20 protein-coding genes are annotated in these 19,980 nt (G+C 60.2%); 7 read left to right on the forward strand and 13 right to left on the reverse strand.

The window, feature by feature from the left end; translation table 11 throughout:
* Nucleotides 1-60: 60 nt before the first annotated feature.
* On the reverse strand, nucleotides 61-1,071 hold the full coding sequence (locus OO25_RS01695; RefSeq protein WP_040173091.1) for a hypothetical protein: 1,011 nt from the start codon (nucleotides 1,069-1,071) through the stop codon (nucleotides 61-63).
* Between the two features lie 113 nt (nucleotides 1,072-1,184).
* A complete protein-coding gene (locus OO25_RS01700) occupies nucleotides 1,185-2,813 on the reverse strand; it encodes an AMP-binding protein (protein WP_040178705.1) in 1,629 nt (542 codons plus the stop codon).
* Nucleotides 2,814-2,982: 169 nt separating this feature from the next.
* On the opposite strand from OO25_RS01700, the gene OO25_RS01705 reads away from it, so the two are divergent.
* Entirely contained in the window at nucleotides 2,983-3,648 is a 666-nt protein-coding gene (locus OO25_RS01705) for a sulfotransferase family 2 domain-containing protein (RefSeq protein ID WP_040178183.1), read from the forward strand.
* Nucleotides 3,649-3,812: 164 nt separating this feature from the next.
* Nucleotides 3,813-4,502 (forward strand): Hint domain-containing protein, encoded by a 690-nt coding sequence (locus OO25_RS01710; RefSeq protein WP_040178185.1) that lies wholly within the window; start codon nucleotides 3,813-3,815, stop codon nucleotides 4,500-4,502.
* 151 nt (nucleotides 4,503-4,653) lie between these two features.
* Here the strand turns inward: OO25_RS01710 and OO25_RS01715 are convergent, their stop codons facing one another.
* The 8 genes from OO25_RS01715 to OO25_RS01750 form a co-directional block, all read right to left on the reverse strand.
* Nucleotides 4,654-6,855: a 3-hydroxyacyl-CoA dehydrogenase NAD-binding domain-containing protein gene (locus OO25_RS01715; RefSeq protein WP_040178186.1), complete on the reverse strand. Its 2,202-nt coding sequence runs from the start codon at nucleotides 6,853-6,855 to the stop codon at nucleotides 4,654-4,656.
* A 23-nt stretch (nucleotides 6,856-6,878) separates the two neighbouring features.
* Nucleotides 6,879-8,090 (reverse strand): acetyl-CoA C-acetyltransferase, encoded by a 1,212-nt coding sequence (locus OO25_RS01720; RefSeq protein WP_040173105.1) that lies wholly within the window; start codon nucleotides 8,088-8,090, stop codon nucleotides 6,879-6,881.
* 10 nt (nucleotides 8,091-8,100) lie between these two features.
* Nucleotides 8,101-8,739: a glutathione S-transferase family protein gene (locus tag OO25_RS01725; protein WP_040178187.1), complete on the reverse strand. Its 639-nt coding sequence runs from the start codon at nucleotides 8,737-8,739 to the stop codon at nucleotides 8,101-8,103.
* A gap of 281 nt (nucleotides 8,740-9,020) precedes the next feature.
* Nucleotides 9,021-10,172, reverse strand: coding sequence for an acyl-CoA dehydrogenase family protein (locus OO25_RS01730; RefSeq protein WP_040178189.1), 1,152 nt, complete (start codon nucleotides 10,170-10,172; stop codon nucleotides 9,021-9,023).
* 66 nt (nucleotides 10,173-10,238) lie between these two features.
* On the reverse strand, nucleotides 10,239-10,451 hold the full coding sequence (locus OO25_RS01735; protein ID WP_014874334.1) for a hypothetical protein: 213 nt from the start codon (nucleotides 10,449-10,451) through the stop codon (nucleotides 10,239-10,241).
* A 135-nt stretch (nucleotides 10,452-10,586) separates the two neighbouring features.
* Nucleotides 10,587-12,368 carry an acyl-CoA dehydrogenase C-terminal domain-containing protein gene (locus tag OO25_RS01740; RefSeq protein ID WP_040173115.1) on the reverse strand — a complete coding sequence of 594 codons (1,782 nt, stop codon included), beginning with the start codon at nucleotides 12,366-12,368 and terminating at the stop codon, nucleotides 10,587-10,589.
* 80 nt (nucleotides 12,369-12,448) lie between these two features.
* Nucleotides 12,449-12,850, reverse strand: coding sequence for a MerR family DNA-binding transcriptional regulator (locus tag OO25_RS01745; protein WP_014874336.1), 402 nt, complete (start codon nucleotides 12,848-12,850; stop codon nucleotides 12,449-12,451).
* A 374-nt stretch (nucleotides 12,851-13,224) separates the two neighbouring features.
* The gene (locus OO25_RS01750; RefSeq protein WP_024097600.1) at nucleotides 13,225-13,602 is read right to left on the reverse strand and encodes a MerR family DNA-binding transcriptional regulator; all 378 of its coding nucleotides are present in this window, start codon (nucleotides 13,600-13,602) and stop codon (nucleotides 13,225-13,227) included.
* A gap of 116 nt (nucleotides 13,603-13,718) precedes the next feature.
* Here OO25_RS01750 and OO25_RS01755 point away from each other — a divergent pair, with 116 nt between their 5' ends.
* Genes OO25_RS01755 through OO25_RS01765 form a run of 3 tightly spaced genes read left to right on the forward strand, consistent with a single transcriptional unit; the run spans nucleotide 13,719 to nucleotide 16,042 of the window.
* Entirely contained in the window at nucleotides 13,719-14,141 is a 423-nt protein-coding gene (locus OO25_RS01755; protein ID WP_040178706.1) for a PaaI family thioesterase, read from the forward strand.
* A complete protein-coding gene (locus tag OO25_RS01760) occupies nucleotides 14,138-14,704 on the forward strand; it encodes a PaaI family thioesterase (RefSeq protein WP_040178191.1) in 567 nt (188 codons plus the stop codon). The genes OO25_RS01755 and OO25_RS01760 overlap by 4 nt, the downstream gene beginning before the upstream one ends.
* Before the next feature lie 6 nt (nucleotides 14,705-14,710).
* The gene (locus tag OO25_RS01765) at nucleotides 14,711-16,042 is read left to right on the forward strand and encodes an MATE family efflux transporter (protein ID WP_040178192.1); all 1,332 of its coding nucleotides are present in this window, start codon (nucleotides 14,711-14,713) and stop codon (nucleotides 16,040-16,042) included.
* A 34-nt stretch (nucleotides 16,043-16,076) separates the two neighbouring features.
* Here the strand turns inward: OO25_RS01765 and arsC are convergent, their stop codons facing one another.
* From arsC to OO25_RS01780, 3 genes are read right to left on the reverse strand one after another with little or no spacing between them, the layout of a single operon-like run.
* Entirely contained in the window at nucleotides 16,077-16,418 is a 342-nt protein-coding gene (gene arsC, locus OO25_RS01770; protein ID WP_040178193.1) for an arsenate reductase (glutaredoxin), read from the reverse strand.
* Entirely contained in the window at nucleotides 16,415-17,473 is a 1,059-nt protein-coding gene (locus tag OO25_RS01775) for a quinone-dependent dihydroorotate dehydrogenase (RefSeq protein WP_040178195.1), read from the reverse strand. The genes arsC and OO25_RS01775 overlap by 4 nt, the downstream gene beginning before the upstream one ends.
* Complete coding sequence (locus tag OO25_RS01780; protein ID WP_040178196.1) at nucleotides 17,470-17,808, reverse strand: DUF952 domain-containing protein; 339 nt, start codon at nucleotides 17,806-17,808, stop codon at nucleotides 17,470-17,472. Before OO25_RS01780 ends, OO25_RS01775 begins: the two co-directional genes overlap by 4 nt.
* Nucleotides 17,809-17,960: 152 nt before the next feature.
* Here OO25_RS01780 and OO25_RS01785 point away from each other — a divergent pair, with 152 nt between their 5' ends.
* Both OO25_RS01785 and OO25_RS01790 read left to right on the forward strand, forming a co-directional pair.
* A complete protein-coding gene (locus OO25_RS01785; RefSeq protein WP_040178197.1) occupies nucleotides 17,961-19,538 on the forward strand; it encodes a bifunctional UDP-sugar hydrolase/5'-nucleotidase in 1,578 nt (525 codons plus the stop codon).
* 99 nt (nucleotides 19,539-19,637) lie between these two features.
* Nucleotides 19,638-19,946: a DUF1992 domain-containing protein gene (locus OO25_RS01790; protein ID WP_040178707.1), complete on the forward strand. Its 309-nt coding sequence runs from the start codon at nucleotides 19,638-19,640 to the stop codon at nucleotides 19,944-19,946.
* Nucleotides 19,947-19,980 lie beyond the last annotated feature (34 nt).

Consider the following 19,980-nt stretch of genomic DNA (forward strand, 5'->3'; position numbering starts at 1 on the left):
ACGCTGAGTGCGCGTGGTTTGCGACGTCTATGGATCCCCCTGGGAGCAACTTGGGCCGCTTCAGCCGCAGATGCTCTGCAATTGAACCCAGTCACGATCATTCAGCACCGGCTGTAACTCGCGCCCGGCCATCGGGTCGGCCTCAATCAGGCCAAGCACGGTTTCACCGGTTATGTCCTGCGCATAGGCGTAGGGGCTGGAGGGCACCGCTGCGCGCGCGAACTCTGCCAGCGTCGTGGCCTCATCCGGGGTCGGGCGCGGCGCGCTGATGACGGTTTCTGCGTAACGGTCCAAGGTCGCGCGGGTCAACTCTCCGGTTGTCAGCATCCTGAAGGTCGCCCGGATGCCCCCGGCGGCCAGCAGTTCAGCCAGCGGATCCTGTTCCACAGCGCGGGCGCGTTCAACCAGAACGGCGCCAGCTGCGACAGCCGGATCTTCGTGATCCTCGACCAGATCACGGTTCAGCAGGACGATACCGCCAGGCAGATAGAGGCTGCTGGCCACGCCGCTGCGCAGGATGACCAGCTGGCGTACATCCAGCCGTTCCGCCAGCCGGTCCAGAATGGGCGCGGTCTCCAGCGTGCTGCAGGCCTGACCCGACACCCGCTCGATCCGGCCGAGCAAGGCCTGCCCCAGTGCCTTGCGCTTGATATCCGGCACCACATCGACCGTATGGGACAGCAGCGCATTGGGCAGCCAGAACACGGCAAGCCCGGCGGCAACGGCTAGTGTCGAGAGCAGCGTAACAGCGCGCAGGCGGCCCGGGCGGGCCCGCGCGCGGGTGAGTGCGGATTGCAACCGGTTGATCGCATCCAGCATCGCCGTTTCATCTTCGGCAATCTCCAGCGTCTCGCCCTGATCCCCGTAGGGATGAAAGAGGGCCGGGAAACTGCCGGGATTTTGGCGTTCGAGTGCTGCAAGGGACCAATGCGCCAACGGCCGGTCATTCATATCGGCGATGGTCAGGGTTGCGTCCCCGACCGAAACGATAACATCGCGCCGCTGCGCATCAGGAGCTGCGCGCCACAGGGCTGCAGCCTCAAGCCGTTGATATTCCCGCAATGCCGTCATGAAAAACGATGCACCCTTACCGCTAATTGTTCACAGATCAAATAGCACGGCGATCCGGGCATCAGCAAATGACTTTGCGACAGTTCCGCCCGCGCGTGCTTTATGAACCCATGTCAGAGTGCCTTGGCCTGCTGGCGCAGTTCAAATTTCTGGATTTTCCCGGTCGAGGTTTTCGGAAGCTCCTGAAAAATCACCTGTTTTGGGGCTTTGAAACCTGCCAGTGTTTCGCGGGCAAAGCGGATCAGATCGGCAGGGTCCACGGTAGCGCCTGGCTTCAGTTCGACAAAGGCGCAGGGCACCTCGCCCCACTTATCGTCGGGTTTGGCGACCACGGCTGCAAGGTTTACATCCGGGTGCCCCATCAACACGCCCTCCACCTCAACCGAAGAGATATTCTCGCCCCCGGAGATGATGATATCCTTCGCCCGGTCGGCGATCTGGATATAGCCATCCGGGTGCTGCACAGCGATATCACCTGAGTGGAAATATCCGCCTTGGAAGGCTTCGGCGGTGGCATCGGGGTTCTTCAGATAGCCTTTCATGACCGAGTTGCCGCGCATGACGATCTCGCCCTGATCTTGGCCGTTCATCGCGATCTGCTGCATGTCATCGGACATGACCGTGATATGATCCATCATCGGGAAGGCGACGCCTTGACGGGCCTTGATTGCGGCACGGCCCTGCTGGTCCAGCGTATCCCAGCTGTCGCCTTTCCAAAGGCATTCGGTGACATGGCCGTATGTTTCCGTCAGCCCGTAGACCTGTGTGACATGAAAGCCGAGAGCCTCGATTTTCTCCAGTGTCGCGGGGGCGGGCGGGGCGCCTGCGGTAAAGACCTCAACCGTGTGATCGAACTGGCGACGGTCTTCCTCGGCGGCGTTCACCAGCATATTGAGCACGATGGGCGCGCCGCCGAAATGGGTCGCGCCTTCGTCGGCGATTGCATCGTAGATCGCAGGCGCGGTGATATCGCGACAGCAGATCAGCGTGCCCCCCAGAACCGGCATCATCCAGGTGTGGTTCCAGCCGTTGCAATGAAACAGGGGCACAATGGCAAGGTATTTCGGCTGCATCACCATGCGCCAGGAAATCACCGTGCCCATGGTCATGAGATATGCGCCGCGATGGTGATAGACGACACCTTTGGGTCGACCCGTGGTGCCGGAAGTATAATTCAGCGCAAGGCTTTCCCATTCGTCCTGCGGCATGATCCAGTCGAAATCATGGGCCGCAGCGGCGAGAATATCCTCATAGACGGGATAGCGGCCTGATGCGGGGTAGCTGGCTTGATCATCCGGGACCTCAATGATCAGCGGTCCCGGTCCATCGCAGGCGGCCTTCGCCTCCTCAGCGAGGGTGAGGAATTGGCTGTCGACCAACACCACCTTGGCCTCTCCATGATCGAAGATATAGGCGACTGTGCCGACATCGAGGCGTGTGTTGATGGTATTCAACACAGCGCCACAGGCAGGCACCCCGAAATGCGCCTCGGCCTGGGCCGGCAGGTTTGGAATCAGCGTGGCGACGACGTCACCTGGGCGGACGCCCATCCCGGCCAGAGCTGAGGCCAGCCGCGTGCAGCGGTCGTAATAGGCCGCGTAGGTCTTGCGATGGGTGCCGTAGACCACGGCAGGCACATCGGCAAACACATGTGCGGCGCGACGCAGATGTGACAACGGTGTCAGCGGCACATAGTTGGCGGCTGTTTTTTCCAGTCCTGACTCGTCCGACATCCAGCCCATTTCGGCCTCCTCAAGATGATTCATGCGTCGTTGGTTCAAGATATTGCGCATAGTTGCAAGCAAGGGAAGGCATAAGGCAGTTTTGTTTTTCAATGACAGCGGGCGACCACGCTGCCACACCGTGTCAGTCCGGGTTTTCTTCGGCGAATAAACCGCTTAGCTTGGCGCCATGATCCTGTCACCCGGCCGTTCCTACGTCTTTGTGCATATTCCGAAGACCGGAGGCACCGCGTTGTCGCTGGCGCTGGAGGCGCGGGCCATGGCGGATGATATGATGCTTGGCGATACGCCTAAGGCAGTCCGGCGCAGGCGCCGTCTCAAAGGGGTCAAAACGCATGGTCGGCTGTGGAAGCATTCGACATTGGCGGATATCGACGGGCTGGTACCTGCGGCGGATCTGCGCCGCCTTTTTGCCTTCACGCTGGTGCGCAACCCTTTTGACCGGGTGCTGAGCCTCTATCACTGGCTGCGTGCGCAGAGCTTTGATCACCCGTCAGTGCCGCTGGCCAAGACGCTGGATTTTGTCGATTTTGCCTGTCATCCCAAGATGCTGGCAGCGTTTCGCGCCACCCCGGCTCGCGCCTATATGCGGCGTGCGGACGGGGTGGAACAATGCGCCTGCTATATCCGGCTTGAGCATTTCGCGCAGGACGCCACACCCCTGTTCGATCACCTGGGGTTTGAGCTGCGCCTGCCCGTGGCCAATGTCTCTGATCGCCCGCGCGGCTGGCAAGCGGCCTATACGGATGCGGCACGTATGGCGGTGGCAGAGGCCTGTGCAATGGATCTTGCCCAGTTTGAATACTCTTTTAACGATTCACCGATAGACCAGTAGTCGAGAGATGGAATCACGGGGTTTTCGAAGCCTCAGCCAAAATGGCGCAGCTTTGATCCGAAATCGTGAACAGCTCTCCCGCAGGTCGGCTCTTGTCGCCTGTCGGACGGGTAACGTGACGGGTCATGCAGAACGTATGGCTGCCTTGGTGAAAGGGAAAACCGATGCTGGATTGGCTGCTGAAACGCAAGCTCTCTCCGATGGCCGAGGCTCTGGCGACAGAGTATCCGTTGGTCGCAGCCGGACAGGGCGGGATCCTGTCTGGCACGCATGTGGCCTCACATCTTGGCTGGCGCCCGATTGAGGCCCTGGCCGTGGGCGATATGGCCCTTACCTTTGACAATGGGATGCAGCCCATCGTCGATATCCACCGCGAGACACTGTTGCTGACCAGCGGTGCCCCCAATCCACTGACATGTCCGGTCTATATTCCGCAGGATGCGCTGAACAATCGCGCGCCGCTTTGGGTGATGCCGAACCAGGGAATTCTGATCGAAAGCGATCTGGCCTGTGACGGGCAGGGCGATCCCTTTGTGGTGGTGCCAGCCTGCGCGCTGGAAGGCTATCGCGGGATCCGCCGCGCGGAACCAGAGACCCGGCTTGAGATCGTCGTACCGCGTTTTGCACAGGACGAAGTCATCTATCTGGAGGCGGGCCTGCTGGGGTTCAGCGTCTCACCGCGTGACCTGCTGTCGTTCGACACAAGCGCGCAGCCGGATCTTTATCGCGTGCTGCAGCCCGAGACAGCCCGAGAACTGGTGATCGATATGATCACAGAGGAAAGCGTCTGGGCCACGCCCCTGCCGGTGGGGCCGGGTGGTCATGGCGCGGCAGAATATGCCGCGATGGTCTAAACCGCCGAACACAGACTGCGTCGACCAAGGCCGCCATCCGATCCGGAGGCGGCTTTTTTCGTGTTTACATGCCCTTCATCGGATGTCTTGACGAGAAAAAGCGGCACCCAAGGGCGCCGCTTTCAGATGCGATTGGACTGCTGTGGCCTGATCAGGCGGCTTTCTCGGCCTCAGGATTGAAGCGGCCATAGAAGGTCTGACCTTTCTCCGCCATCTCCCGCAGAAGCGGCGGGCAGGTGAAGCGCTCACCGTATTTCGCGGTCAACTGATCGCAGCGCTCAGCCGCATAGGGCGTGCCGATGATGTCGAGCCAGCTCAGCGGACCACCGGACCACGGCGCAAAGCCCCAGGCCAGAATAGCGCCCACGTCGCCTTCGCGAATGTCCATCAGAACGCCCTCTTCCAATGCGCGCACGGCTTCCAGAACCTGTGCGAACATCAAGCGTTCCTGCACCTCGATCAAATCGGGCTGCTCTTCGGCCTGCGGGTATTTCTCCTGCATGCCATTCCAGTAGCCCTGACGCTTGCCCTTGTCATCATAGTCAAAGAAACCAGCGTTGGACTTGCGCCCCAGACGGCCCTGTTCTTCCATCCAGAAGATCAGGGCATCCGCTGCACTCTCCGGATAGGCATCACCCATCGCCGCCTTGGTGGCGCGCGCAATTTTGGCGCCCAGATCGATCGAGGTCTCATCGGTCAGTTGGATTGGCCCAACGGGGAAGCCCAGCTGACGTGCAGCATTGTCGATCAGCGCCGGGGCGACGCCCTCGGTGATCATCCGTGCGCCTTCGTTTACGTAAGGGATGATGCAGCGGTTGCAGTAGAAGAACCGGGCATCATTGACCACGATCGGTGTCTTGCGGATCTGACGCACATAATCCAGCGCCTTGGCCACCGCGCGGTCACCGGTTTTCTCACCTTTGATGATCTCCACCAGGAACATTTTTTCCACCGGCGAGAAGAAGTGAATGCCGATAAACTGTTCCGGGCGCACCGAGGCCTCCGCCAGATCCGTGATCGGCAGGGTCGAGGTGTTGGAGGCGAAGATGCAATCCTCAGGGATGATCGCCTCGACCTTTTTGGTCATCTCGGCTTTGACGCCGGGATCTTCAAACACCGCCTCAATGATCAGATCACAGCCTTTGAGCGTGTCCAGATCCGGGGTTGCGGTGATACGTGACAGCATCGCCTCTTTCTTCTCGGCGGTGACTTTGCCGCGCTTGATGCCCTTATCGAGATAGCTCTCGGTATAGGCCTTGCCCTTGTCGGCGGCGTCCTGATCACGGTCAACCAGCACAACCTCCATGCCCGCCTGAGCGGAGACCAGCGCGATGCCTGCCCCCATCATGCCAGCACCCAGAACGCCGATTTTCTTCACGGACTGATCCTCGATGCCCGCAGGACGCACGGCGCCTTTTTCCAGCGCTTCCTTGTTGAGGAAGAGCGAGCGGATCATCGCCTCGGAGGAGGGGTTCATCAGCACATGGGTGAACCAGCGCGCCTCGATCTTCAGCGCGGTGTCAAAGGGCACGAGCGCGCCCTCGTAGACGGCACTCAGCAGGGCCTTGGCCGCCGGGAAGGCGCCGAAGGTCTTGCCATGCACCATCGCAGCGGCACCAAGGAAGGTCATGAAGCCCGCAGGATGATAGGGCGCGCCACCGGGCATCTTGTAGCCCTTCGCATCCCAGGGTTTGACGATATCGGCGTCTTTCGCCTCCAGAACCCAGGCGCGCGCAGCGGCCAGCGGATCTTCGACAACCTCGTCGATGATGCCAGCGCCCTTGGCTTTCTTGGGGTCAACCAGCTTGCCTTCCAGCAGGAAGGGAGCCGCTGCCATGGCGCCCATCTTGCGCACCAGACGGGTGGTGCCACCAGCACCGGGGAAAATGCCAACCATGATCTCCGGCAGGCCGATCTTGGCCTTTGGATTGTCGGCGGCAAAGATGCGATGCGTGGACAGCGGCAGTTCCAGACCGATGCCAACGGCAGTGCCGGGCAGGGCTGCTGCAACCGGCTTGCCACCCTTGTTGGTCTTGGGATCCATGCCGGCCCGCTCGATCTTGCGCAGACCTTCGTGCATTTTCATGATACCTTCGAACAGGCCCCGCGCGGGCTCGTCACCGGCATCTTCTTTCATCTTGGCCAGCACATTAAGGTCCATGCCACCGGCAAAGTCTTTCTTGCCAGAGGTGATCACGATGCCCTTGACCGCGTCATCGGCCAGCGCGTCATCGACCAGACCGTCGAGGTCGATCATGGCTTGGCCGTTGAGCACGTTCATAGTCTTGCCGGGGCAGTCCCAGGTGATGATGGCGACGCCGTCGGCGTCTTTTTTCATTGTGAAATCAGACATATCTTCTTCTCCTGCCGCCTGGGTTACACGCGTTCAATGATGGTGGCCGCGCCCATGCCGGACCCGATGCAGAGCGTTGCCAGACCGGTTTCACGGTCGCTGCGCTCCAGCTCATCCAGCAGCGCGCCGAGGATCATCGCACCGGTGGCCCCCAGCGGGTGGCCCATTGCGATGGAGCCTCCGTTGACGTTCACCTTGTCGTGGTCCACGCCAAAGGCCTGCTCAAACCGCATCACAACACTGGCAAAGGCCTCATTGACCTCAAACAGGTCGATATCGCCAATTGCCATGCCATTGTCGCGCAGGATTTTCTCCGTAACAGGCACGGGACCGGTCAACATGATGGTGGGGTCGGTGCCGATCTTGGCTGTTGCTTTGATGCGCGCGCGCGGCTTCAGGCCCATCGCCTCGCCGAATTCCTTGTCGCCAATCAACACGGCAGCGGCGCCATCCACGATACCGGAGGAGTTGCCGGCGTGGTGAATGTGATTGATCCGCTCCAGATGTGGATACTTCAGCATTGCGATCTTGTCGAAGCCGGGCATCTGCTCACCCATCATCTGGAACGCAGGGTTCAGACCGCCCAGCGACTGCATATCGGTGCCGGGGCGCATGTATTCGTCGTGGTCCAGGATGGTCAGCCCGTTGATGTCACGCACAGGTACGACGCTGCCAGCAAACCGGTTGTCGTCCCATGCAGCCTTGGCGCGGCGCTGGGATTCCATTGCCATTGCATCAGCGTCATCACGCGAGAACCCGTATTCGGTGGCAATGATATCCGCTGAAATCCCCTGTGGGACGAAATAGTTGTCGATTGCGATAGCAGGATCAACTGCGATGGCACCACCGTCCATGCCCATAGGCACGCGGCTCATGGATTCCACGCCACCCGCGATATAGGCGTGACCGGCGCGACCGCGGACCTGGTTGGCGGCCATGTTCACCGCTTCCAGACCGGAGGCGCAGAAGCGGTTGATGGAAACGCCGGGGATCGATTCATCCAAGTCAGACGCCAGAACAGCGGTTCGCGCCAGGCAGGCGCCTTGCTCACCGACTTGGGTGACATTGCCCCAGATCACATCCTCAACCGCGTGACCTTCGAGGTTGTTGCGGTCTTTCAGAGCGTTGAGAGCCACTGCCGACAGCCGCGCGGCTGTCACTTCATGCAAGGACCCATCCTTGCGACCCTTGCCGCGCGGCGTGCGCACGGCGTCATAGATATAGGCTTCGGTCATATCAGTCTCCTCAGGCTCGGTCCGACGGGTTGCCGGGCATTAGATCGTAGGGGGCTTTCCAGCCCGGTTGTGCGCTCAGCCGTGACAGCCAAGCGTCGATATTCGGCCACTCGGCTCGTTCGAAGCCGAAGGGTTCTGGGTAATAGAGATAAGAACAGCAGGTCAGATCGGCGTTGGTGAGGCCGTCGCCCACGATCCAGCTGCGTCCCTCAAGGTGTTTGTCCAGGATCGCATAAGCCGCCTTCAGCCGACCTTGCAGGAAGGCGATTACCTCCTGCGGGCGTTTATCTGCGGGCAGGAAATTCATCAGGAAGCGGCAGAGCCCGGCGTTGGAGGACAGTTTGTGATTGTCCCACAGCTGCCAGCGCAATATCTCGCGCGCCTCTTCCGGTGTCTTGCCTCCGAATTTGCCATAGGTATCTGACAGATACTGCTGGATCACACCAGACTGGCTGAGCGTCAGATCTCCGTCGACCAGAACCGGGCATTCTCCCATGTCATTTACGTCGCTGCGAAAGGCCTCGCCGCGTGTGGTGCCGCTGAAGAAATCGACAAAGACCGGCTCCCAAGCGATCCCGCTGAGTTCAAGCGCCAGCGCGGCCTTGTAGGAATGGCCGCTCTCACCAAAACAATGGAGTTTGATGCTCATGACATGTCCTTCCTGTTGCCGGAGCGCGTGGGGGTTTCACACCCCCACACCCCCGTGGAGTATTTGTGGAAAGATGACGGAGTGTTCACTCCGCGTTAACAGTGGTGACGCGACGATGGCAGTGCGGGACAGGCTGGAGAGCCGATGCTCGTGAAAGGTGACGGCGCGCCGACCCATTAGGCGGAGAGCTCGGGGGGAGGCGCGTCTCATCCTGTCACCTTTCCCCAAATACTCCCGCCGGAGGCATCCGGCACTGTCAGTATGGCCTGCCGTTTGCCGTGTCACAGGGACCTCGCAATCAGTTCCTTCATGATTTCATTGGTGCCGCCATAGATCCGCTGGACGCGGGCATCTGCCCACATCTCCGCCACAGCATACTCCTGCATAAAGCCATAGCCACCGTGCAGCTGAACACACTCATCAAGCACATCGCCCTGTGTGTCCGTGATCCAGAATTTCGCCATCGCGGCCTTCTCGACGGTCAGCTTGCCCTGGAGATGTTCGACCATACATTCGTCCAAGAAGGCCCGCGCGACCTTGGTTTTGGTCTGGCACTCGACCAGCTTGAACCGGGTGTTCTGAAACTGGGTGAGCGGACCGCCGAAGGCTTCGCGCTCCTTGCAATAGGCGATGGTGCGTTCCACGGCGCCTTCCATCGCGCCAACTGCGCCACAGGCAATGATCAGCCGTTCCTGAGGCAGCTGCTGCATCATCTGGTAGAAGCCCTGGCCCTCGGACCCGCCCAGAATATTCTCTGGCGCGATTTCCACATTGTCAAAGAACAGTTCCGATGTATCGGCGGCATGGAGGCCCACCTTGTCGAGGTTGCGGCCACGGCTGAACCCATCAGCGCCATCGGTTTCCACAGCCACCAGAGAGATGCCTTTGGATCCTTGCGAGGGGTCGGTTTTCGCGGCAACCAGGATCAGGTTGGCGTGCTGGCCGTTGGTGATGAAGGTTTTCTGACCGCTCAGCCGATAGGCGTTGCCGTCTTTGACGGCCTTGGTCTTGATGCGCTGAACATCCGACCCGGTGGAGGGTTCTGTCATTGCCAAGGCGCCGACCAGCTCGCCGGTGATCATCTTGGGGAGCCAGCGCTTTTTTTGCTCTTCGGTGCCATAAGCCAACACGTAATGCGCGACGATGCCTGAGTGGATGCCGTGTCCCCAGCTGGCGAGATTGGCGCGGCTGCCTTCGATCAGGATCGCGGCCTCATGGCCGAAATCACCACCGACACCGCCGTATTCTTCCGGTACGGAGGGGCAGAGCAGGCCAAGCGCGCCGGCTTCATTCCAAGTGGAGCGATCCATCATCCCCTGCTTGCGCCAGGTCTCGAATTTTGGCGCCCATTCACGCGTGATGAACTGCGCTGTCATATCAGCCAGCATCTGGTGCTCGTCGGTCATCCAGCTGGAGTGTTGCTCTGCGCTCATGGGGCTCCCCTTGGTGTCTGTATCGTGCCTTGTGGCATCTGTTGTCTGCTGGTGGCGCGTGCCCACCTATCGTTTGCGGTCCTCAAGCTCGGCATTGAAGAGCCGCAGCCGGTGGGTGAGGTTGTCGCTGTCTGTCACGCTGTCGAAATTCTCAAATAGAAAGGACAGGGCCTCACCTTCGTCGAGGCCAGCCTCCTGCGAGAATTTTCGCAACCGGCGGTAGCCGTCTTCGGTCATAGCGACCGGCAAGCGGCGTGTGAGGCGAAAGCGTTTGGGCATGGTCTCTCCTCCGATTGCGGCACACCGAAACGTGTCCGGAGCGCCAGTCTGTTATGTCGGCCCCGATGTCAGAAAACCGGGGCAGGTCACGGAGCCCCCTGTGACAAAAGGGCTCCGATCTGCGTAAATCGCGGCTCAGAACTGGTCTGCGTCCAGCGCCATAACGGTGTCGCCACCGGTCTGAATGCGGCTGAGGTGCAGCGCGGTCGCAGGCAGTCGGCGTGCCATGTAATAGCGCCCGGTCGCGATTTTTGTCTCGTAGAACGCGGCGTCAGAAGACCCGGCGTCAAGCTCAGCCTGCGCGGCTTTCGCCATCTCAGCCCACATCAGACCGAGGCAGACATGGCCAAACATATGCATAAAGTCATAAGAGCCGGAGAGCGCGTTGTTCGGATTGGTCATGCCGTTTTGCATGAAATACATGCCAGCGGCCTGCAGATCCTTCGACGCTGCTTTCAGAGGTTCAATGAACTCCTTGCTGTAAGCCTCGGAGATATCGCCGTTTTCCTTGCAGAAACCTTTGACCATCTCGAAGAAGGCCATGACGTGCTTGCCACCGTCCTGTGCCAGCTTACGGCCAACCAGATCCAGTGCCTGAACGCCATTGGCGCCCTCATAGATCATCGCGATACGGGCATCGCGGGTGTACTGGGACATACCCCATTCTTCGATATAGCCGTGGCCACCGTAGATCTGCTGGGCCTGAACGGTCATATCGTAGCCCAGATCGGTGAGGAAGCCTTTGATCACTGGTGTGAGCAGCGAGATCAGCCCGTCTGCGTCCTTGTCCTCGGCGCGGTGCGCCTGGTCGATCATCTGCGCGCCCCAAAGGATGAAGGCACGGGCGCCTTCTGCGAAGCTTTTCTGATCCATCAGGTTGCGGCGAATGTCCGGGTGCACGATCAGCGGGTCAGCCGGGCCATCCGGGTTTTTCACGCCGGTGACATCGCGCCCCTGCAGACGGTCCTTGGCGTATTCCAGGGCATTTTGATACGCGGCCTCGGCCTGTGCCAGACCTTGCATGCCCACGCCGAGGCGGGCTTCGTTCATCATGGTGAACATGGCGCGCATGCCCTTGTGCTCGCTGCCGAGCAGGTAGCCGGTGGCGCTGTCGTAGTTCATCACACAAGTTGAGTTGCCGTGGATCCCCATCTTTTCTTCGATCTTACCGACCGACACGCCGTTGCGATCGCCGAGCGAGCCATCGTCCTTCACGATGAATTTCGGAACGATGAACAGCGATACGCCCTTGATGCCCTCGGGGCCGCCGGGGATCTTGGCCAGCACCAGATGGATGATGTTGTCGGCCATGTCGTGATCGCCGGAGGAGATGAAAATCTTCTGGCCGGTGATCTTGAAGCTGCCGTCATCCTGCGGTTCTGCCTTGGTGCGCATCAGGCCCAGATCGGTGCCGCAGTGCGGTTCGGTCAGGTTCATGGTGCCTGTCCACTCGCAGGAAACCATCTTCGGCAGGTAGGTGTCTTTCTGCGCGTCGGTGCCATGAGCGAGGATTGCGGACGCCGCCCCGTGGGTCAGACCCTGATACATGGTGAAGGCCTGGTTCGCGGCAGAGAACATCTCGCCTACGGCGGTACCCATGATATAGGGCATGTTCTGGCCACCGTATTGCTCCGGCATGTCGAGACCGGTCCAGCCGCCTTCCTTCACTTGCTCAAACGCGGCCTTGAACCCGGTGGGGGTATAGACCACGCCGTTTTCCAAGCGGCAGCCCTCGGTGTCACCTACGGTGTTCAGCGGGTGCAGCACTTCGCTGGAGATCTTGCCGGCCTCTTCCAGAACGGCGTTGGTGAAATCGGCATCCAGCTCGTCGTAGCCGGGGATGGCTTTTTCAGAGATCTTCAGAACATTGTGCAGAATGAACTGGGTGTCTTTGATCGGGGCGGTATAACTGGGCATCGCGGTCCTCGCTGTGGTTCTGCGGTGTCTGTCTGGATCGCCTCTCCCGCAACCGGGACAGGCAAGCATGGGGCCGGGATCTATTCCGCGGCTTCTTGTTTGGCGGTCATTGAGGCGATCACGCGATCCCCCCAACGCAGTTGCTCTTTCAAGTCGTCAATCGCCTCGTTCAGCTCATCGCGCTGGCGCTCCATATCGGCGAGACGCTCGCAGGCGATGTCATAGGTGCGGGTCAGCTGTGTCAGCTGCTGGTCGCCCATATGATAGAGGTTCAGAAGTTGCCGGATTTCCTCGAGGCTGAAGCCAAACCGTTTGCCGCGCAGGATCAGCTTCAGCCGGGCCTGGTCGCGTTTGGTGAAGAGGCGTTTCTGACCCTCGCGGATTGGAAACAACAGCTCTTTGGCTTCGTAAAACCGCAATGTGCGCGGCGTTACGCCGAACTCATCGCACATCTGGCGGATGGTCTTGGTTTCATCGGTCATCGTCGTAACTCATAACTGCTGGGTTGTGAGACTAAGGTGAGCAGCTTGCCCGGCGTTTACAACAGTTAGTTGACGTTGACGTAAGTTGAACGCTGCGTCACTTCGGGAGGTGACGTAGGATCCGGTAGGGTGACGCAGCGTTATCTCGTTTGTGCCGCAACGGGTTGCCCTGTGAAATAGGGGTATTTTGAAGTTTTACCGGCATAATCGGCGCGGATTTTGCGTCTACTATGTTCGATTAATTTGACTGAAGTCGCCGCGCTGCGATCGCAAAAATCGTGGGGTGATTTGGGTAGAATCACAAAGCGCCCCCCCAAACTGGCGGGGCGTTTCGGGTGGTAAGCCGATGATAGGTTCCCCAACAGGGGCAACGGTCAGGCGTCCTGCGACAGCAGGCTCAGCGTCGTGGCGCGCAGGTCGTGAAGCTCCTGCAGGGCCTCGTCCAGCTGCTCGCGCTGCTTGCGCAGCTCCCCCATCTGGCGGTCGGCCATTTCGACAAACGCGCGGTTTTGCGCCTCATCGCCCTCATTCTCATAGATCAGCAGCCATTGGCGGATCTCTTCCAGCTGAAAGCCGAACTTACGTCCACGCATGATCAGCTTCATCCGGGCGCGCTCACGGGCGCCATAAAAGCGGGATCGACCTTCACGGTCGGGCTGCAACAATTCGATGTACTCATAGTAGCGAAGCGTGCGCGGGGTCACGTCGAATTCGCTGCACATCTCCTTGAATGACAATTTCTGTTCGGTCATTCTCAATTCTCCCTTACCCGCAAACTAAGCGCAACCGACAGGGGGTTCAACCGCTGGGCTTGCTCTTCGGCCAAGGTATGGCTGATAAAGAGGAAATCAAAACAACAGGGGGCCTCATGGTCGACAAGACGCGATTTGCGCGACAGTTCATAGAAGCCATTCCTCACGCGCAGGAGCTGGGGATGAGGTTGACGGAACTGGGGGAGGGCACCGCCGAGATTATCATGCCTTATGATGAGAAGCTGATTGGGGATCCGGAAACTGGAGTTATTCATGGGGGGGCTGTATCGGCGCTGATGGATACCTGTTGCGGCGCTGCGGTGATGTGCCATCCTTCGGGGCCAGGGGGGACTGCGACCATTGATCTGCGCATTGATTACATGCGCGCGGCAACTCCCGGACAACGGATCCTGACCCGTGCCACCTGTCATCACATGACCCGCAATGTCGCCTTTGTGCGCGCCACCGCCATGGACGAGGACGAGGCAAACCCGGTCGCGACCGCTGTTGGCGCCTTTACAGTGGAGAGCAAGTTTTGAGCCGCCCCCGTCCCGAACCCGTCCAAGTGGTGAAACAGCGGCGCGATGCAGCGCTCGCCGCCCTTGTGGCGTCCGTGCCCTATGCGCGCTTTCTCAACATCACATTTGACCGCCGAGGGGATGAGCTGACGGCCCAGTTGAATTTTGACCACAAACTGATTGGGAACCCATTTCTGCCTGCCATTCACGGTGGCGTGACAGCCGCGTTTCTGGAGATGACAGCGGTCATGACGCTGACCTGGGCTAACCTCTGGGAGCGGATCGAAAGCGGCAGTCTTGATGTTGAGGAATTGGCCGCTGGTAAGCTGCCGCGCCAGCCCAAGACCATTGATTTCACTGTGGACTACCTGCGGTCTGGCCTGCCGAGGGATGCCTATGCACGGGCCACGGTGTCGCGGTCTGGTCGTCGCTATGCCTCGGTCCATGTGGCGGCTTGGCAGGATCACCGGGACAAGCTTTTTGCTCAGGCAACGGGCCACTTTCTGATGCCGCAGGAGGCGGCCACGCACTCCTCGGCCTCGCCGGAATTTGTGGCGGATGCTGCGCCGGGCGATAAGGCCTAGGCACAGATGACAAGCGTTGCCGCCGAAGGGGCCAAGCCGATCACCCATAAGCGCGTGTTGAAAATCGCGCTGCCGATCGTGCTGTCGAATGCCACCGTCCCGATCCTGGGCGCGGTGGATACCGGCGTGGTTGGCCAGATGGGGCAGGCGGCGCCAATTGGCGCGGTTGGCATCGGGGCGGTCATTCTGGCGACGATCTACTGGATCTTCGGATTTCTACGGATGGGCACCACAGGGCTCGCTGCGCAGGCGCGCGGTGCTGGCGACTGGGCCGAGACAGGCGCGCTGCTGACCCGGGGCATCCTACTGGCCTTCGCTGCGGGCGCCGTATTTATCGTCGGACAGGCTGCTGTGTTCTGGGGCGCCTTTGCGCTGGCGCCAGCCAGTGCCGAGGTCGAAGGGCTGGCGCGGGCCTATCTGGAAATCCGGATTTGGGGCGCACCGGCGACCATTGCGCTTTATGCGGTGACCGGCTGGTTGATCGCGGTGGAGCGGACGCGCGGGGTCTTTGTGCTCCAGATCTGGATGAATGGCCTCAATATCCTTCTGGATCTGTGGTTTGTGCTGAGCCTTGGCTGGGGCGTTGAGGGTGTCGCCGCCGCGACCCTTATTGCGGAGTGGAGCGGCCTTGCGCTGGGGCTTTGGCTGTGTCGTGATGCCTTTGCGGGACGTCAGTGGCGCAACTGGGCGCGGGTCTTTGATCCGGTTCGCCTCAAGCGTATGATGCAGGTGAATGGCGACATCATGGTCCGCTCTGTCTTGCTGACCGGATCTTTCACCACCTTCCTGTTCATTGGGGCCGATCTGGGCGATGTCACGCTGGCGGCCAATCAGGTGCTGCTGCAATTTGTTGAAATCACCGCCTTCGCGCTAGACGGTTTTGCCTTCTCCGCAGAGGCGCTGGTCGGCAGCGCAGTGGGGGCCAAGGCGCGGATGCAGCTGCGGCGCGCGGCGGTTGTGGCCAGCCAATGGGGCGTTGGCGGCGCAATTGCGCTGGGGCTGCTCTTCTGGCTTGGCGGTGGGTGGCTGATTGACGTGATGTCCACGTCTGAGGAGGTGCGCGCGGCGGGGCGTGATTATTTGATCTGGGCGGCCATCCTGCCGCTGATCAGCGTCGCCAGCTATATGTTTGACGGCATTTACATCGGTGCCACCTGGACCCGAGATATGCGGATCGCGATGCTGCAATCAGTGGCAATCTACGTCGTTGCGCTTGTTGTTCTGGTGCCAACACTGGGCAACCACGGGCTCTGGGCGGCGCTGATGGTGCTGAATTTGGCGCGCGGCACCACGCTTGGTCTGCGCTATCCACGACTGGAGGCGCAGGTCGGCAGCTAGCGCGGCGGGCCTTTCTCACAACTCCAACAGGTGGTCAGAGGAGCGCAGTGAGACTCTCGGTTGGACGACCGATGATTGCGGTTTCCTCGGTGATTGCGATGGGACGCTCAATCAGGATCGGGTGGGCCGCCATCGCTGCAACCAGGCGCGTGTCGTCATCGGTCGTGCTGAGGTTCAGCTCTTTGAAGATCTTCTCACCCTTGCGCATCATATCGATTGCGCGAACACCAAGCTTGGCCTGAACCGCAGTCAGCTCAGCCTCTGACGGGGCATCATTGAGATAAAGCCGCACGGTCACCGTCGCGCCGCGTTCTTCCAGCAGGGCAAGGCCCGCACGGGATTTGGAGCAGCGCGGGTTGTGCCAATAGGTGATCATAGCCAGTCTCCTCTTTTACTGCCAACGGCCTCAGCGACGTTGGAGAACCCGTCTCGCGCCAGCAGCTGATCCAGCCCCCGCGCGATGTCACCGGCCAGAGACAGCCCTGCATAGACCATGGCGGTATAGAATTGCACTGCCGAGGCGCCAGCGCAGATCTTGGCATAGGCCTGCTCGGCATTGGAGATGCCGCCAACGCCCACCAGCGGCACACGACCATCCAGCAACTCGGACAGCTGCGCCAGAACACGGGTGGATTTCTCAAACAGTGGCGCACCAGACAGCCCGCCCGCTTCGCCGCGATGGGCGCTGCTGAGCCCTGTCCGCTCAAGCGTGGTGTTGGTGGCAATAACCGCATCAATCCCGGTTTCAACAACGACTTCGGCGATATCTTCGATCCCGGCGCGATCAAGATCCGGGGCGATTTTCAGGAACACAGGCACCCGCCGATCCAACCCGTCGCGGGTCTCGATCACGCCGTTGAGCAGGGCCGAGAGCGCCGCCTTGCCCTGAAGGTCGCGCAGTTTTTCGGTGTTGGGAGAGGAGACATTGACCGTGGCGAAATCCAGATGCGCGCCGCAATGGGCCAGCACCTTGGCAAAATCTGCCGCGCGGTCGCTGCTGTCCTTGTTGGCGCCAAGGTTGAGGCCGATCACAGCATCCTGTGGACGGGCCGCGAGGCGCTGGCCGATCACGGTCATGCCCTCATTGTTGAAGCCGAACCGGTTGATCGCGGCCTGATCTTCGGTCAGGCGGAACAGGCGGGGCTTGGGGTTGCCGGGTTGGGGCCGGGGGGTGGCGGCCCCCACTTCAATGAACCCGAAACCGGCCTGGCTGAGCGGGCGCAGCGCCTCTGCGTTTTTGTCAAAGCCGGCAGCCAACCCAACCGGGTTGGGCAGATCAAGGCCCGCGATCCGCGTCGTAAGCCGCGCAGATGTGACCGGGCCAGGCGTTGGCGTCAGTCCCATTTTCAGCGCCTTGATCGACAGGCCATGGGCGGCCTCTGGATCACAGCGGTGCAGCGCCGCAAGGGCGAGACGTTCGGTCAGGCTCACGCCATGTCCTCCGGGAATTGATGGGTGCCATCGACCAGCGGCAGCGGCTTGGCCCAGAGCACGTCCTCCATGGTCATCTTGCGATAGAGATGCGGGAACTCGGCCCCGCCGCGCGAGACCTCCCAGCGCAGGTCATCGCCAAGGTGATCGGCCTCTACCGCGATCAGCCACAGTCCGTCAGCGCCTGCGAAATGTTTGGCCGCTGTTTCCTGCGATTGGCTGGCGGTGGAGAAATGAATGTAGCCATCGCTGAGATCGATCGGGGCGCCGAGGGTCTCGCCCTCTGTCTGCAGGGTGGTCCATTCGTCGGTGCGGAAGATTTTATAGATCAGCATGGCGCGGTGATGCCCTGCGTGTCCGGCTGAATCAAGGCCGAATATGGTGCCTGTTGACGCAAGGGCAGTGGGGTGGTGGATTTTTCCCCTTTGACTGCGCCCGCGTTTCCCCGCACCATTCGCCCAATAGAACAATAAGGGAGTATGTTTTCATGATGACGCGTTTTTTGACGTCTGTTGCCGCGCTTGGCCTGACGGCGGGGGTCGCCGCAGCGGATTACAAGCTGACCATTCTGCACACCAATGACTTCCACTCGCGGTTTGAGCCGATCAGCAAATATGACAGCGGCTGCCGCGAAGGCGACAATGCCGAAGGCAAGTGCTTTGGTGGATCCGCGCGTCTGGTGACCGCGCTTGCAGATGCGCGCGCGCGCAGCAACAACAGCATTCTTGTGGATGGGGGCGACCAGTTTCAGGGGTCGCTCTATTATACCTACTACAAGGGCAAAGTTGCCGCCGAGATGATGAACAAACTGGGCTATGACGGTATGACCGTTGGCAACCATGAGTTCGACGATGGGCCTGAGGTGCTGCGCGGCTTTATGGACTCTGTTCAGTTCCCGGTTCTGATGTCCAATGCGGATGTCAGCGGTGAGCCGGCACTGGCGGATGTGCTGAAGAAATCCACCGTGATCGAGCGCGGTGGTGAGAAGATTGGTCTCATTGGTCTCACCCCTGAAGATACGCCTGATCTGGCCAGCCCGGGCAAGAACATCACCTTTACCAATCCGGTAGATGCGGTGCAGGGCGAAGTCGATAGGCTGACAGCCGAGGGCGTGAACAAGATCATCGTGCTCAGCCATTCGGGCTATGCAGTTGATCAGCGGGTCGCGGCCGGTACCACGGGGGTTGATGTAATCGTCGGCGGCCACAGCAATACATATCTCTCCAACACCTCGGACAAGGCGGCAGGCCCATATCCGACCATGGTGAATGACGTGGCCATCGTGCAGGCCTATGCCTATGGCAAGTTCCTGGGCGAACTGAACGTGACCTTCGACGATGCCGGAAATGTCATTGAGGCGGTGGGTGAGCCGCTGATTATGGACGGTACCGTTACTGAGGACGAAGGCACCGTTGCCCGTATTGCTGAGCTGGCCAAACCGCTGGATGAGATCCGCAACAAGGTTGTTGCAGAGAGCGCAGAAGCGGTTGACGGCGACCGCAACAATTGCCGCGTTCAGGAATGTCAGATGGGCAATCTGGTGGCTGATGCCATGCTTGACCGGGTGAAGGATCAGGGTGTCAGCATCGCCATCGCCAACTCTGGCGGGATCCGCGCCAGCCTGGAACCCGGTGAGGTCACCATGGGCGAGGTCCTGACGGTGCTGCCGTTCCAGAACACGCTCTCGACCTTTGAAATCACCGGTGAGGAGGTGATTGCGGCGCTGGAGAACGGGGTAAGTCAGGTTGAAGAGATCAAGGGCCGCTTCCCGCAGGTCGCTGGTCTGAAGTTCACCTGGGATCCCACGGTTGCCCCTAATGAGGGCCGCATTCAGGATGTCATGGTTGGCGAAGGTGACAGTTTCGCACCGATTGATCCGGCCAAGACCTATGTGGTTGTCACCAACAACTACGTTCGCAATGGCGGCGACGGTTACAAGGTCTTCGCGGGTGACGACAAGAACGCCTATGACTTCGGCCCGGATCTGGCTGACGTGATGGCAGAATATCTGGTCGAAAATTCGCCCTATAAACCCTACACCGACGGCCGCATCAGCCAGAAGTGAGTGACGGCAGCGGCAGCGCTGCTTATCAAAGTAAACTGGACCGCGCCATATATCTGGCGCGGTCTTTGTTTTTTGCCTTTGTTGGGGCATAAGACGGTTATGGACCACCCGCTGATTGACCTTATCAATGCCCGCATCGAGAAGGCGGAGGCCGATGGCGCTTTTGACAATTTGTCAGGGGCAGGCAAGCCGTTGCGCCACGTCGATGACCCGGAGAACGCGCTGGTCAATCGCTTGGTTCAGGAGAGTGGCGGGGTGCCGGAATTTGTCAGCTTGTCCCGGACGCTGTCCGATCTGCGACAGCAGCTGATCGACACAGGCGACCGGACAAAGCGTCAGGACATCATGAAAGAGATGTCCATGCTTGAGGCCCGTATTGATCTGGCACGTAAGGCTTATGGAAAATAACGCTCCATCGGTGGATATTTGCTGGTAGGGGCCG

The sequence above is a fragment of the Phaeobacter sp. S60 genome (genome assembly GCF_000826845.1).
In the GTDB taxonomy this organism is placed as follows: Bacteria; Pseudomonadota; Alphaproteobacteria; order Rhodobacterales; family Rhodobacteraceae; genus Phaeobacter; species Phaeobacter piscinae.